At 71.3% G+C, this 13,751-nt stretch carries 14 protein-coding genes and 1 tRNA gene; 14 read left to right on the top strand and 1 reads right to left on the bottom strand.

The features are described from left to right. The first annotated feature begins 44 nt into the window (after window positions 1–44). From ABZ948_RS20405 to ABZ948_RS20345, 13 genes are all read left to right on the top strand, one after another. On the top strand, window positions 45–452 hold the full coding sequence (locus ABZ948_RS20405) for an NADH-quinone oxidoreductase subunit A (RefSeq protein WP_010041427.1): 408 nt from the start codon (window positions 45–47) through the stop codon (window positions 450–452). Then, the gene (locus ABZ948_RS20400) at window positions 443–1,048 is read left to right on the top strand and encodes an NADH-quinone oxidoreductase subunit B (RefSeq protein WP_359761436.1); all 606 of its coding nucleotides are present in this window, start codon (window positions 443–445) and stop codon (window positions 1,046–1,048) included. Before ABZ948_RS20405 ends, ABZ948_RS20400 begins: the two co-directional genes overlap by 10 nt. Beyond that, window positions 1,045–2,667, top strand: coding sequence for an NADH-quinone oxidoreductase subunit C (locus ABZ948_RS20395; protein WP_359761434.1), 1,623 nt, complete (start codon window positions 1,045–1,047; stop codon window positions 2,665–2,667). The genes ABZ948_RS20400 and ABZ948_RS20395 overlap by 4 nt, the downstream gene beginning before the upstream one ends. Beyond that, the gene (locus ABZ948_RS20390) at window positions 2,664–3,632 is read left to right on the top strand and encodes a complex I subunit 1/NuoH family protein (RefSeq protein ID WP_010049241.1); all 969 of its coding nucleotides are present in this window, start codon (window positions 2,664–2,666) and stop codon (window positions 3,630–3,632) included. Before ABZ948_RS20395 ends, ABZ948_RS20390 begins: the two co-directional genes overlap by 4 nt. Before the next feature lie 2 nt (window positions 3,633–3,634). Continuing rightward, window positions 3,635–4,345, top strand: coding sequence for a NuoI/complex I 23 kDa subunit family protein (locus ABZ948_RS20385; protein WP_359761432.1), 711 nt, complete (start codon window positions 3,635–3,637; stop codon window positions 4,343–4,345). Beyond that, window positions 4,342–5,013, top strand: coding sequence for an NADH-quinone oxidoreductase subunit J family protein (locus ABZ948_RS20380; protein WP_359761430.1), 672 nt, complete (start codon window positions 4,342–4,344; stop codon window positions 5,011–5,013). The genes ABZ948_RS20385 and ABZ948_RS20380 overlap by 4 nt, the downstream gene beginning before the upstream one ends. Next, window positions 5,013–5,411 carry an NADH-quinone oxidoreductase subunit NuoK gene (gene nuoK, locus ABZ948_RS20375; protein ID WP_359761428.1) on the top strand — a complete coding sequence of 133 codons (399 nt, stop codon included), beginning with the start codon at window positions 5,013–5,015 and terminating at the stop codon, window positions 5,409–5,411. Before ABZ948_RS20380 ends, nuoK begins: the two co-directional genes overlap by 1 nt. After that, the gene (locus ABZ948_RS20370; protein WP_359761426.1) at window positions 5,408–7,402 is read left to right on the top strand and encodes an NADH-quinone oxidoreductase subunit 5 family protein; all 1,995 of its coding nucleotides are present in this window, start codon (window positions 5,408–5,410) and stop codon (window positions 7,400–7,402) included. Before nuoK ends, ABZ948_RS20370 begins: the two co-directional genes overlap by 4 nt. A 6-nt stretch (window positions 7,403–7,408) precedes the next feature. Continuing rightward, window positions 7,409–8,983, top strand: coding sequence for a complex I subunit 4 family protein (locus ABZ948_RS20365; RefSeq protein WP_359761424.1), 1,575 nt, complete (start codon window positions 7,409–7,411; stop codon window positions 8,981–8,983). Then, window positions 8,980–10,503 carry an NADH-quinone oxidoreductase subunit N gene (locus tag ABZ948_RS20360; protein ID WP_359761422.1) on the top strand — a complete coding sequence of 508 codons (1,524 nt, stop codon included), beginning with the start codon at window positions 8,980–8,982 and terminating at the stop codon, window positions 10,501–10,503. The genes ABZ948_RS20365 and ABZ948_RS20360 overlap by 4 nt, the downstream gene beginning before the upstream one ends. A gap of 290 nt (window positions 10,504–10,793) precedes the next feature. Next, window positions 10,794–11,657, top strand: a complete 864-nt coding sequence (htpX, locus tag ABZ948_RS20355) for a zinc metalloprotease HtpX (protein WP_020275035.1) — start codon at window positions 10,794–10,796, stop codon at window positions 11,655–11,657. Continuing rightward, window positions 11,654–12,046: a YccF domain-containing protein gene (locus ABZ948_RS20350; RefSeq protein ID WP_114254750.1), complete on the top strand. Its 393-nt coding sequence runs from the start codon at window positions 11,654–11,656 to the stop codon at window positions 12,044–12,046. The genes htpX and ABZ948_RS20350 overlap by 4 nt, the downstream gene beginning before the upstream one ends. A gap of 432 nt (window positions 12,047–12,478) precedes the next feature. Then, the gene (locus ABZ948_RS20345) at window positions 12,479–12,745 is read left to right on the top strand and encodes a GlsB/YeaQ/YmgE family stress response membrane protein (protein ID WP_030234067.1); all 267 of its coding nucleotides are present in this window, start codon (window positions 12,479–12,481) and stop codon (window positions 12,743–12,745) included. 106 nt (window positions 12,746–12,851) lie between these two features. On the opposite strand, the gene ABZ948_RS20340 is transcribed toward ABZ948_RS20345, so the two are convergent. Further along, on the bottom strand, window positions 12,852–13,340 hold the full coding sequence (locus ABZ948_RS20340) for a YajQ family cyclic di-GMP-binding protein (protein ID WP_359761419.1): 489 nt from the start codon (window positions 13,338–13,340) through the stop codon (window positions 12,852–12,854). 219 nt (window positions 13,341–13,559) lie between these two features. Between ABZ948_RS20340 and ABZ948_RS20335 the strand changes: the two genes are divergently transcribed. Continuing rightward, window positions 13,560–13,641 (top strand) — tRNA-Tyr (locus ABZ948_RS20335). Window positions 13,642–13,751 lie beyond the last annotated feature (110 nt).

Raw genomic sequence — 13,751 nt, 5'->3', positions numbered from 1 at the left:
GCGCAGGATCCAGGTCCGATTTTCTGAGGGAGCGAGGGACGGACGTGCCGGAACCGACCGTCGTCACCACGACCGTCGTCGCGGCGGACTACTTCCAGTCCTATTCGGTCGTCGGACTGCTCGCCGTCGTCGGCGTGCTGTTCGTCGCCGTCGCCTTCGGGGCCGGCCGCCTGCTGCGGCCCGTGGTCCCCACGCCCGAGAAGCTCCTGACCTACGAGTGCGGCGTCGACCCCGTCGGCGAGGGCTGGGCCCACACCCAGGTCCGCTACTACGTCTACGCCTTCCTCTACGTGATCTTCGCCGTCGACTCGATCTTCCTGTTCCCCTGGGCGACCGTCTTCGCCGCCCCCGGCTACGGCGCGACGACCCTGGTCGAGATGTTCATCTTCCTCGGCTTCCTGGCCGTGGGCCTGCTCTACGCATACAAGAAGGGCGTCCTGGCATGGACGTGACCCCCGAGCCCGTTCTGCTGCCCGAGCCGAAGCGGCTGGGTGCCCTCGCGCGCCTCGCGCCCGAGCCGATGAAGGTGATCCTCAACTGGGGCCGCCGCTACTCGCTCTGGGTCTTCAACTTCGGCCTCGCCTGCTGCGCCATCGAGTTCATCGCCGCGTCGATGGCCCGCCACGACTTCATCCGTCTCGGTGTCATCCCGTTCGCGCCGGGCCCCCGCCAGGCCGACCTGATGGTGGTCTCCGGCACGGTCACGGACAAGATGGCGCCGGCCGTGAAGCGCCTCTACGAGCAGATGCCGGAACCCAAGTACGTCATCTCCTTCGGCGCGTGCAGCAACTGCGGCGGCCCCTACTGGGACTCGTACTCCGTCACCAAGGGCGTCGACCAGATCATCCCCGTCGACGTCTACGTCCCCGGCTGCCCGCCCCGGCCCGAGGCGCTCCTCCAGGGCATCCTCAAGCTCCAGGAGAAGATCGCCCGCGAGTCGCTGGGGGAGCGCTACGGCACGGACCGCCCCTCGGCGGCCGCGCTGCAGAGCGGTCTGGTGCAGCCGCCGGCTCCTGCCACCGGCCCGACGTCGGGGGAGGGACGATGACCGAGGCCGGCTGGCTGCCCGCCGACGTCGCGGAACTCTTCGGCCCGGACGCCACGGCCGAGGAGTCCTACGAGGTCCTGACCGTCGACGTCCCCCCGGCGACCTGGATCTCCGCCCTGGAGACCGCACGCGACCGGCTCGGCTGCACCTACTTCGACTGGCTCAGCGCGGTCGACGAACCGGGCACGGGCTTCCGCGTCACTGCACACGTCGCCGCCCTGGCCCCGGTGCGCCGTCTCCTCCTGCGCACCACCGTCCCGCACGAGGCACCCACCCTGCCCTCGGCCGTCGACGTCTACGCGGGCGCCGCCTGGCACGAACGCGAGACCCACGAGATGTTCGGCGTCACCTTCGAGGGCCACCCGGCGCTGGACCACCTCCTCCTGCCCGAGAACTTCGAAGGCCACCCCCTGCGCAAGGACTTCGTCCTGGCCGCACGCGTCGCCAAGGCCTGGCCCGGCGCGAAGGAACCCGGCGAGTCGGAGCACGGCGGCCCCAAGCGCCGCCAGATGCTCCCGCCCGGCGTCCCCGACCCGAACGAGTGGGGCCCCCTGAAGGGCCAACTCCCCCCGGCCCCCGCCCGCCCGGCCCGCGGCGCGGCCCGCACGGCATCCGACCGCCCGCCCCGCCCAGCGGGCGAGCGCCCGCCACGACGGACCCGCACGGCATCGGAGGGCTCGGCAAGCCAGACCCCGACCGACGACACGAACACGCCGTCTCCGACCGGACCGCGTCGCGCTCGCTCGGCGTCGGACGGGTCGGCGAGCCAGGCCGCGACCGGCGACACGGGCACGCCGTCTCCGACCGTGCCGCGTCGCGCTCGTTCGGCGGCGGAGGGCTCGGCGAGCCAGGCCGCGACCGGCGACATGGGCACGCCGTCTCCGACCGTGCCGCGTCGCGCTCGCTCGGCGTCGGAGGGCTCGGTGAGCCAGGCCGCTGCCGGGACCACCGGGCCGGAGTCACCGTCGGCCGGGGACACCGGGCCCTCGGCCGCGGAGACCGGACCTTCGGCCACGGAGAACGGACCTTCGGCGGCGGAGACCGGACCTTCGACTGCTGAGGCCGGTACCTCGGCTGCCGATGCCGGGGCCTCCGCTCCGTCGGTCGGGCCGCGCCGCGCGCGGAGCGCGAGCGAAGGCTCGGCGTCGCAGCGGACCGGGTCGGACGGCCCGGCCGGCCCTCGCCGGGCGCGCAGCGCGTCGGAGGGCAGCGCGAGTCAACGCGCCGCGTCCGACCGCGGCGACAGCGACAGTGGCACCGACAGGCGGAGCGACAGCCGGTCGGGCAACGCCCCGCGCACTCCACGCAGCTCGGACGCCCCGTGGCACCACGCCCGCCCGGCCTTCGACGAACCGGAACCCGAACCGTCGCCGGAAGCCGCGCCGTTGCCGACCCCCGAGCCGTCGCCCGACCGGGAGCGGATCGAGCCTCCGAAGAGCACCGAGAAGCCTTCGAAGGACACTGCACCCTCGAAGAGCACTGAACCTTCGGCGGCCCCGGAAACCCCGGCGGCCCCGGAGACCCCGGCGGACAACCCGAAGCCCACGGACGACCCCGAACAACCCACAGGTCCCGACCACCCCACAGGTCCCGACGACCCCACAGGAGGCCCGCGGTGAACGACGTGCTCGACGTCACCCTGCGACTCCTGATCGTCTTCGTCGTCTTCCTCACCTTCCCCCTGATCATCGGCCAGACCGAACACAAGGTCATGGCCCACATGCAGGGCCGCCTCGGCCCCATGTACGCCGGCGGCTTCCACGGCTGGGCCCAGCTGATCGCCGACGGCGTGAAGTTCGCGCAGAAGGAGGACGTCGTCCCCGCGGGCGCCGACCGCCGCATCTTCCAACTGGCCCCCGCCGTCGCCCTCCTGCCCTACCTCCTCGTCCTGCTCGCCATCCCCATCGGCCCCGACGAGGGAGCCGTCGGGCAGGTCATCGACGCGGGTGTCTTCTTCGTGCTGGCCGTCATGGGCGTCGGCGTCCTCGGCTCGCTCATGGCCGGCTGGGCGTCCGCGAACAAGTTCTCCCTCCTCGGCGGCCTGCGCACCGCCGCCCAGCTCCTCGCCTACGAACTGCCGATGCTCCTCACCGCCGCCTCGGTGGCGATGGCGGCCGGCACCGTCTCGATCCCCGGCATCCTCGACGCCTTCGAGTGGTGGTGGCTGCCCTGGCAGATCGTCGGCGCGATCGTCTTCTTCGTCGCCGGCCTCGCCGAACTCCAGCGTCCTCCCTTCGACATGCCCGTCGCCGACTCGGAGATCATCTTCGGCGCGTACACCGAGTACACCGGCCTCCGCTTCGCCCTGTTCCTCCTCGCCGAGTACGCCGGCATCGTCGTCCTGTGCGGCCTGACCACCGTCCTCTTCCTGGGCGGCTGGCACGGCCCCTGGGGCGCCGACGGCCTCGGCTGGGTCTGGACCCTGCTGAAGACCGCCGTCCTCGCCTTCCTCGTGATCTGGCTGCGCGTCACCTACCCGCGGCTGCGCGAGGACCAGCTCCAGAAGCTCTCCTGGACCCTCCTCGTCCCCCTCTCCCTCGCCCAGATCGCCCTCACCGGCATCGTCAAGGTGGTGATCCAGTAACCATGGCCCCCATTCCAGGAAGCGGCCTGGCCAAGGGCCTGGCCGTCACCCTCCGCACGATGACGAAGAAGTCCGTCACCGCGCAGTACCCGGACGCCCAGCCCGACCTCCCGCCCCGCACCCGCGGCGTGATCGGCCTGTTCGAGGAGAACTGCACGGTGTGCATGCTGTGCGCCCGTGAGTGCCCGGACTGGTGCATCTACATCGACTCCCACAAGGAGACGGTGCCGCCGGCGGCACCGGGCGGCCGCGAGCGCAGCCGCAACGTCCTCGACCGCTTCGCCATCGACTTCTCCCTGTGCATGTACTGCGGTATCTGCATCGAGGTCTGTCCTTTCGACGCCCTGTTCTGGTCCCCGGAGTTCGAGTACGCCGAGACCGACATCCGCGACCTCACTCACGAGCGCGACAAGCTCCGGGAGTGGATGTGGACCGTCCCGGCGCCGCCGGCCCTCGACCCCGGCGCGGAGGAGCCGAAGGAAGTCGCCGCCGCCCGCAAGGCCGCGGAGAAGCTGGCGGCCCAGCAGACCCCGCCGCCCACCGAACCCCACGCCGACGAGCAGGCCCGAGCGGCCGAGCGCCCCACCCGCCCCCACGGCGACTCCAAGCAGCAGACCGACCAGCCGAAGCCGGACCAGCCGAAGCCGGACGGGGCGGCGCCGGACCAGCCGAAGCCGGACCGGCCGGCACCGGGGCAGGAGGGCCAGGAATGAGCCTCGCCGCAACCGCCGGCCTCCTCGCCACCGGCCCGACCACCACGGCCGCCGCCGACACCCACGGCTTCCTCTCGCCGACCGGCGTCGAGATCGCCTTCCTCCTCGTCGGCCTGGTCACCTTCGGCGCCGCGATCGTCACCGTCACCACCCGGCAGCTCGTGCACGCCGCCCTCTGGCTGGTGGTGACCCTCGGTGGCCTGGCCGTCGAGTACCTCCTGCTCACCGCCGAGTTCATCGCCTGGGTGCAGGTCCTCATCTACGTCGGTTCCGTCGTCGTCCTCCTCCTGTTCGGTCTGATGCTCACCAGAGCCCCCATCGGCCGCTCCCCGGACGCCGACTCCGGCAACCGCTGGGCCGCCCTGACCGTGGCCGTCGCCGCCGCTGCCGCCCTGGTCTGGGTCGTCGTCGACGCCTTCCGCACGACCTGGATCGACCTGGACGGCCCGGCCGCCGGCTCCACCGAGGCCACCGGCGCGAGCCTCTTCCAGAACTGGGTCCTCCCCTTCGAGGCCCTCTCCGTCCTCCTCCTCGCCGCCCTGGTCGGCGCGATCGTCCTGTCCCGCAAGGCGAAGGCGGAGCCGGGCTCTCCTCCTGTGAACGCCCGGGGTGCCACCGGGAGTTCCCAGGCGGTCACAGAGAGTTCCGACCAGGAAGGGGCCCGCTGATGCACCTCGCCTATCCCGCCGTGCTCTCCGCCCTCCTCTTCTGCACGGGCCTGTACGGCGTCCTCGCCCGCCGCAACGCCATCCTGGTCCTGATGTCGGTCGAGCTGATGCTCAACGCCGTCAACCTCAACCTGGTCGCCTTCGACGTCTGGCTCAGCAAGACCGCCGAGGAGACCCTGCACTCCGGCCAGGCCCTCACCCTGTTCACCATCGCCATCGCCGCCGCCGAGATCGGCATCGGCCTGGCGATCGTCCTCGCGGTGCACCGCAACCGCGGCACCGCGGACATCGACAAGCTCCGCGACACCTCCGAGCGGCACGACCCCGACGGCCCCGACGGCGACGCCCTCGCGGCCGAGCGGTCCGGCGAGGCCCAGAAGGCTGAGGCCACCGCGTGACCACGACCACCCTCGCCGTCCTCGTCCCCCTCCTTCCCTTCCTCGGCGCCGTCGCCGGCCTGCTCCTGGGCCGCACCGCACCGGGCTTCGTCCGCCCCCTCGCCGTCCTGCCGACGCTCACCGCGCTGGTGCTCGCCGCACTGGTCGCCGCGCGCCAGGGCGGCGACACGGCCGTCGACGCGGCCACGGAACTCACCCCCACCGGCTCCGTCCCGATCGAACTCGCCCTGCACATCGACGGCTTCGCCGCGCTCGTCGCCGTCCTGGTCGGCCTGGTCGCCTCCTGCGTGCAGATCTACTCGACGGGCTACCTGCGCGACGACCCGCGCTACCCCTCGTACGCCGCCCTCGTCTCCCTGTTCACCTCCGCGATGCTCCTGGTCGTCTACTCCGGCGACCTGATCGTGCTGCTGGTCGGCTGGGAAGTCATGGGCATCTGCTCCTACTTCCTGGTCGGCCACTACTGGGAGACCCCGGAGGCCCGCGCCGCCTCCCTCAAGGCCTTCCTGGTCACCAAGCTCGGCGACGTCCCCTTCCTGATCGGCCTGTTCGCCCTGGCCACCGACGCCGGCTCCTTCCGCATCACCCGCGTTCTCGGCGCCGTCGCGAGCGGCTCGCTCGACCATCCGACGCTGATCGCCCTGCTGCTCCTCGCGGGCGTGGCGGGCAAGTCGGCGCAGTTCCCGCTGCACACCTGGCTCCCCGACGCGATGGCGGGCCCGACCCCCGTCTCCGCGCTGATCCACGCCGCGACGATGGTCGCCGCCGGTGTCTACTTCATCGCCCGTCTCCTCCCGCTCTTCGAGGCCTCCCAGGCCGCGATGGTGGTGCTCGCCGTCATGGCCGCCGTCACCATGGCCGGCTCGGCGCTCGCCGCCCTGGCCCAGGACGACATCAAGCGCGTCCTCGCCTACTCGACGATCGGCCAGCTCGGCTACATGTCCGGCGCACTCGCCGTCGGCGACCGCGGAGCCGCCGTCTTCCACCTCCTGTCCCACGGCGCCTTCAAGGCGCTGCTGTTCCTCGCGGCCGGCGTGATCATCCACGCCGCCGGGACCAACTCCCTGGCCGCGATGTCCCGCATGCGGAACCTGCGCGACCGGATCCCTGACGCGTACTGGACGATGACCGTGGCGCTGCTGGCGCTCGCCGCGATCCCGCCGTTCAGCGGCTTCTTCTCCAAGGAAGCCGTCCTCGGCGTCGCCGAACACGTCGTCACCGGGCACACCGAGCACGCTCCCGCCGCCGCGGGCTGGATCGTCCTCGTCGCCGGCCTGCTCACGGCCGTGCTGACCGCCGCCTACGCGACGCGCCTGTGGCTGCTGGCCTTCCGGGGCCGGGGCGCCGAAGCCCCCGACCACGGCAGGCAGCCGCTGACGATGACCGTCGTGCTGTGGGTGCTGGCCGTCCCCTCCCTGGCCCTCGGCGGCTTCGCGTTCCGCCTGCTGCCCGACTGGTTCGACGGCCGTGACCTCGGCCCGACCCTGACCACCTCCGTGCTCGGCACGGGCGTGGCCCTCGTCGGCGGCATCGTCACCTACGCCGCCTGGCGGCACACCACCGCGCTCACCGCACGCGTCCCGCTGGGAGCCGTCGCGGCCCACCCCGAGGGCGACGCCGCCCAGGTCGAGGCGGAAGCCATCGCCACCCACAAGCCGGCCTACGGCGACATCGCCTACGCACCCGACCCCGCGGACCCGGGACGGCTGCTGCTCGGCCCGCTGCACCGGCACGCGGCCGCCGGCTTCCACCTGGACGCCCTGTACCGGGCCCTCTTCGTCCGCCCGGTCCAGGCCGGAGCGAGCCTGGTGCGGTTCCTCGACCGCGAGGTCGTCGAGACCTACGTACGCGGTGCGGGCGCGCTGCCCCGCTGGCTAGGCACGGCCGTACGGCGCGCCCAGACCGGCAACGTCCAGACCTATGTGAGCGCGCTGCTCGCCGGCACCGTCGTCCTCGCGGTCGCCGTCGTCCTCGTCGCCACGGGAGCGTGAGCAGGCGTGATCGATATCAACGAGTCCGTGATGCAGTTCCTTCTGGCATTCGTCGTCGTCGGCCCGCTCCTCGGGGCCGCCGCGGCCCTCCTGCCGGCCCCGCCCGAGCTGAAGGGGAAGTCGCCCGAGCAGGCCGTGCTCCGGCACGGCGTCACCGTCACCGGGGCCGTCCTCATCGCGGCGATCGTCCTCGCGCTCGGCTTCGACCACGACCAGCCGTCGAAGATGCAGGCCAGCACCGACATCAGCTGGATCCCCGCACTCGACGTGCGCATCCACCTCGGCATCGACGGCATCTCCCTCCCCCTGCTGGTCCTGACCGCGCTGCTGACCTTCCTCTGCGCGCTCTACTCGTACTTCAGGATGCCCGCGGGGCCGACCCCGAAGGCCTTCGTCGCCCTGCTGCTCGTCCTCGAGTCCGGCACGCTGGCGACCTTCGCCGTCCTCGACCTGCTGCTGTTCTTCCTCGCCTTCGAGATGGTCCTCATCCCGATGTACTTCCTCATCGCCCGCTGGGGCGGCGAGGGCCGGAGCCAGGCCGCGTGGCGGTTCATCCTCTACACGCTGCTCGGATCCGTGGTCATGCTGCTCGGCCTGCTCCTGATCGGGATCAAGGCGGGCACGTTCGACATGATGGCACTCGCCACTGACAACGGCCGGTCGCTGACCACATCGGTGCAGGTCATCGCCGTTCTGGCGATCGGGATCGGGCTCGCCGTGAAGACGCCGATGTGGCCGCTGCACAGCTGGCTGCCCGACGCCCACACCGCCGCGCCCACCGTCGGCTCGGTCCTGCTGGCCGGTGTGCTGCTGAAGATGGGTACGTACGGATTCGTCCGGATCCTGCTCCCCATCGCACCGGACGGCTTCCGCACCTTCGCGCCCTACCTCGCGGCTCTCGCCGTCGTCGGCATCATCTACGGATCCCTCGCCTGCCTGGCCCTCGCCAAGCAGGGCGCTAAGGGCGACCTGAAGCGCCTCATCGCCTACTCCTCCGTCGGCCACATGGGCTTCGTCCTGCTCGGGATCTCGACCATGACCCCGACCGGCGTGAACGGCGCCCTGTTCGCCAACATCGCCCACGGCCTCATCACCGGCCTGCTGTTCTTCCTGGTCGGCGCCCTGAAGGACCGCACGGGCACCACCGACCTCGACACCCTCGCAGAGGAGACCGGCGCCGCGCTCTACGGCAAGGCCCCCCGCCTCGGAGGCCTGCTCGCCTTCGCCGCCGTCGCCTCGCTCGGACTGCCGGGCCTGGCCGGCTTCTGGGGCGAGATGCTCGCCCTGTTCGGCGCGTTCCAGCCCGCCGAGGGCCTCAACCGCGCGGCCTTCCTCACCTTCATGGCGATCGGCGCCTTCGGCACGCTGCTGACGGCCGCGTACCTGCTGATCGTGGTCCGCCGCGTCTGCATGGGCGCCCTGCCGCAGGACGCCCCGAGGCTCACCGACGTCCGCTCGTACGAGTTCGCGGCCTGGACCCCGCTCGTCGTCCTCACCGTCGTCGCGGGCCTGTGGCCCAAGGCCCTGCTCGGCCTGAGCGACCCGGCCGTCCAGCAGCTCCTCGCAGGAGGCACCCGATGAGCTCCCCGGCCCAGCCCCTGGCCGCCTCGCTCGTCCAGTCCGTCGACTGGCTCGCGATCGCGCCGCCCACCATCACGGCGGTCGTCGCACTCGTCGTCCTGGTCGCCGACCTGTTCGTCGCCGAGCACCGCAAGGCGCTCCTCGGCTGGACGTCGGTGGCGGGCCTGGCCGCCGCCACGCTCATGCTGCTGCCCCTCCTGGACGGCGACCGCAGCACCTTCTGCCTGACCGGCGACGCGGCCGTGTGCAGCTACACGGCCGACCGCTTCACCCTGGTCATCCAGTTCCTGGTCCTCGGCGGCGCACTCCTCGCGGCCCTGCTGTCGGTCACCGCCCTGAAGGACGCCCGCAAGGCGCTCCCCGAGGGGGAGTACTGGTTCCTGCTGCTGTCCTCCGCGGCCGGCGCGGCCCTCCTGCCCGCCTCCCGCGACCTCGCGACCCTGATCGTCGCCCTGGAGGTCGCGTCCCTGCCCGCCTTCGCGCTGGTCGGCCTCAAGTACGGCGACCGGAGGTCCTCCGAGGCGGCCCTGAAGTTCTTCTTGTCCTCGGTCACCGCCACCGCGGTCAGCCTCATGGGCATCAGCTTCCTGTACGCCTCCACGGGCACCCTCTACCTGACCCGGATCGCCGACCGCATCCAGAGCGTCGACGGGCAGCTCGACACGCTCGCGCAGACCGGTGTCGTCCTCACCCTCGTCGGCTTCGCCTTCAAGACCGCCGCCGTGCCCTTCCACTTCTGGGTGCCCGACACCTACGTGGGCGCCCCCCTGCCGATCGCCGCCTACCTGTCGGTCATCGGCAAGGCCGTCGGCTTCAGCGGCCTGATCCTCGTCACGGTCGTGGCCCTGCCGTCCTACGCCGACGTCTGGGGCCCGGCCCTGGCCGCCCTGGCCGCGCTCACCATGACCGTCGGCAACGTCGGAGCCCTCCGCCAGCAGGCCACGCGCGCGTACAGCGTGGTTCGCCTGCTCGCCTGGTCCTCCGTCGGCCAGGCCGGCTACCTCCTGGTGCCGATCGCCGCCGCCGCGTACTCCGGGGACGCCGAGAAGTCCATCGGCTCCACCGTCGCCTACGCCCTGATGTACGGCGCCGTGAACCTCGGTGCCTTCGCCGTGGCCGCGCTCGTCGGCCGGACGAAGACCCTCAACCGCGTCGCCGACTACCGCGGCCTCTACGCGTCGAGCCCACTGTCCGCGCTGCTCCTGGCGTTCTTCCTGCTGTGCCTCGCCGGGCTGCCGCCGGGCATCATCGGCCTCTTCGCCAAGGTCACCGTCTTCTCGGCGGCCGTCGACGCGGGCCTCGGCTGGCTTGCCGTGATCATGGCCGTCAACGTCGTCATCGCGCTGTTCTACTACCTCCAGTGGACGGCCCAGCTGTTCCGTGCCCCCGAGGGCGAACCGGAGAAGCACCGCGTGCCTGCCCCGCTCACCGCCGCGATCGCCCTGACCGGCGTCCTCGGCATCGCTCTGTCCGGGGCACCCCAGCTGGTCCTGCGCTTCACGGACACCGGACTCTTCTGACCCCGGTACGGCCTCAGGTCCGACCTCAGTCCGACTCCAGTCCGACCCCGGCGGCCACACCGGTCGCGCTTTCACCACGCGCGTGTGGGCACTCGATCCCCCACGCGTGCGTGGCGCGTCAGCGGCCGTCACCCGTACGGTCCACGGCCGGCCCCGCAGGCACAAGGGAACTAGTGCCTCCCGCCTGGCGTTGACCAGTACGGGAGGGTCCACTGGACGTGACACCACGGCACCGGTGGCACCGCAGAGACAGCAAGGGTCCCCCTGCCGCACCACTTGGAGGGCGTACCGTGCACCGCCGGCACAACGGGCTCAGGACAGCAGTCCTCCTCGGGGGACTGTCCGCACTCATCATCGTCATCGGCAGCTTCTTCGGCCGCATGGGGCTCGTCATCGCCGTCCTGGTAGCGCTGGCCACCAACGCGTACGCGTACTGGAACAGCGACAAGCTGGCGCTCCGCGCGATGCGCGCCCGCCCGGTGAGCGAGTTCGAGGCCCCGGGGCTCTACCGCATGGTCCGCGAGCTCTCCACCCAGGCCCGCCAGCCCATGCCGCGCCTGTACATCTCCCCGACGGAGGCGCCCAACGCCTTCGCGACGGGCCGCAATCCACGCAACGCCGCCGTGTGCTGCACCGACGGCATCCTGCGTCTTCTGGACGAGCGCGAGCTGCGCGGCGTCATCGGCCACGAGCTCAGCCACGTCTACAACCGCGACATCCTCATCTCGTCGGTCGCCGGTGCCCTCGCCTCCGTGATCATGTTCCTGGTCAACTTCGCCTGGCTGATCCCGATCGGGCGCTCCGACGACGACGACGGCCCCGGCCTGCTCGGCATGCTGCTGATCATGATCCTGGGCCCGCTCGCCGCCTCGCTCATCCAACTGGCCATCAGCCGCTCCCGGGAGTACCAGGCGGACGCCTCCGGCGCCCAGCTCACGGGCGACCCGCTCGCCCTGGCCAGCGCCCTGCGCAAGCTCGAACTGGGCACGAAGCAGCTCCCGCTGCCGCCCGAGCCCCGTATCGAGACGGCCAGCCACATGATGATCGCCAACCCGTTCCGGCCCGGCCAGGGCCTCTCGAAGATGTTCTCCACACACCCGCCGATGGCGGAACGCATCGCCCGGCTCGAGAAGATGGCAGGTGGGAATCAGTGAAGACCATCCTGAACGTCATATGGCTCGTCTTCAGCGGCTTCTGGCTGTTCCTCGCCTACATGCTCGCGGGCCTGCTCCTCTGCATCACCATCATCGGCATCCCGTTCGGCATCGCGGCGTTCCGCATCGGCGTCTACGCGCTGTGGCCCTTCGGGTACACGACGGTCGAGCGCCGGGACGCGGGCGCCCCGTCCTGCGTCGGCAACGTGCTGTGGCTGGTGCTCGCGGGCTGGTGGCTGACCCTCGGCCACATCGCCACCGGCATCGCCCTGTGCGTCACGATCATCGGCATCCCGCTCGGCATCGCCAACTTCAAGCTGATCCCGGTCTCGCTGCTCCCGCTGGGCCGCGACATCGTACGGACGGACGAGCCGTTCGCGGTGCGCTGACGCGGCCCCATGGCGCCGCCGCAGCAGCGACATGGCGCTCGCCGCCGTGGCTGGCCGCCGGTCCGGTGTCCCGCATCGCAGCGCCCGGTATCCACAAGCCAGTGGTCGTCCACAGCCCCGCCCGGCTTCCGGCGCCGGCCCGCATGATGAACCCATGACCGCGACCGAGCAGTTGCCGACCCGAGTGACCGCCAGGCCCTCCGACACAGACCGACAGGGCCGGACTTCGCGAGCCGCCGTAACGCACCACACGCCGGCGCTGCGCAACCGGCACGCACCCCCGGGACGTCCTCCCCAGCAAGACGGCTGACCGCGCGCGGCAAGGACGACGCCCACGGGACGCCCGGCGTACGACGCACGAGCACGGCCTGCCGCGAGCAAGATCACAGGCCGGGACAGTGCGGGCACAGCGTGAAAGGGCAGGTTCACGGCATGACCATCATCAGCTGGATCATCCTGGGACTGTTGGCCGGAGCCATCGCGAAGTTCCTGCTGCCGGGGCGCGACCCGGGCGGCCTCATCGGCACGACCCTGATCGGCATCGCGGGCGCGTTCATCGGCGGCTGGATATCGGCCCGCTGGATGGACCACCCGATCACCAAGGACTTCTACGACGGCACCACCTGGGCCGCGGCGATCGGCGGATCGCTCGTCCTCCTGATCGCCTACCGCCTCCTGTTCGGCCACTCGCGCGATTGACCGCGCACACGGACCGCGGCCAGCAGGCGAGAAGGGTGGGCACCGGCAGGCGCCCACCCTTCCTCGTACCCGTGCAGAGCGTGAAGCCCGGCGGACCCGAGCGGGTCTACCGGTAGTTCACGAACTGCATCGCGAAGTCGAAGTCCTTGCCCTTCAGCAGGGCGATGACGGCCTGGAGGTCGTCACGGCTCTTGGAGCTGACCCGCAGCTCCTCACCCTGCACCTGCGCCTTCACGCCCTTCGGGCCCTCGTCGCGGATGGTCTTCGCCACCTTCTTCGCGTTCTCCTGGGAGATGCCCTCCTTGATGGACGCGAAGATCTTGTACTCCTTGCCGGAGAGCTGGGGCTCACCCGCGTCCAGAGCCTTCAGCGAGATGCCGCGCTTGATCAGCTTGGACTGGAAGACGTCGAGGACAGCCTTCACCCGCTCCTCGGAGTTCGCCTCCATGAGGATCTTCTCACCGGACCACGTGATCGAGGCGCCGACGCCCTTGAAGTCGTAGCGCTGCGAGATCTCCTTGGCGGCCTGGTTGAGGGCGTTGTCGACCTCCTGCCGCTCGACCTTCGAGACGATGTCGAAACTGGAGTCGGCCATGTCCTGTGGCTCCTTGTATCGGGGTGCGTGTCGTGCGTACCGGCGTACGTGGCGGCCGCCGGGCCCGTTCAGGTCCCCGGCCGCATCCGGACCAGCCTAGCCACCCCCCGCCCTCCGGGCGCCGATCAATCGGGTGGCGAAGCACCCCTGCACATCGGGTATTGTTTACGTCGTTGCCACGGAGCGCCGCCGAAAAGCGGCTCACCGGGCAGCTACCCCGGCGGTGTGCCCGAGCGGCCAAAGGGAGCAGACTGTAAATCTGCCGGCTCAGCCTTCCCAGGTTCGAATCCTGGCGCCGCCACACGGGAACGAAGGGCCGACACCCGGCGAAGCCGAAGACCGGCTCGAAGACCAGCCCTCCGATGCCGAGGGCCGCGCCCCACACCGCGACCACCGCCACCAGCAGCAGCA

This window comes from Streptomyces olindensis (genome assembly GCF_040645895.1).
In the GTDB taxonomy this organism is placed as follows: domain Bacteria; phylum Actinomycetota; class Actinomycetes; order Streptomycetales; family Streptomycetaceae; genus Streptomyces; species Streptomyces olindensis.
Note: the sequence above shows the minus strand (reverse complement) of the source record. Positions and strands in the feature narration are given on the sequence as shown.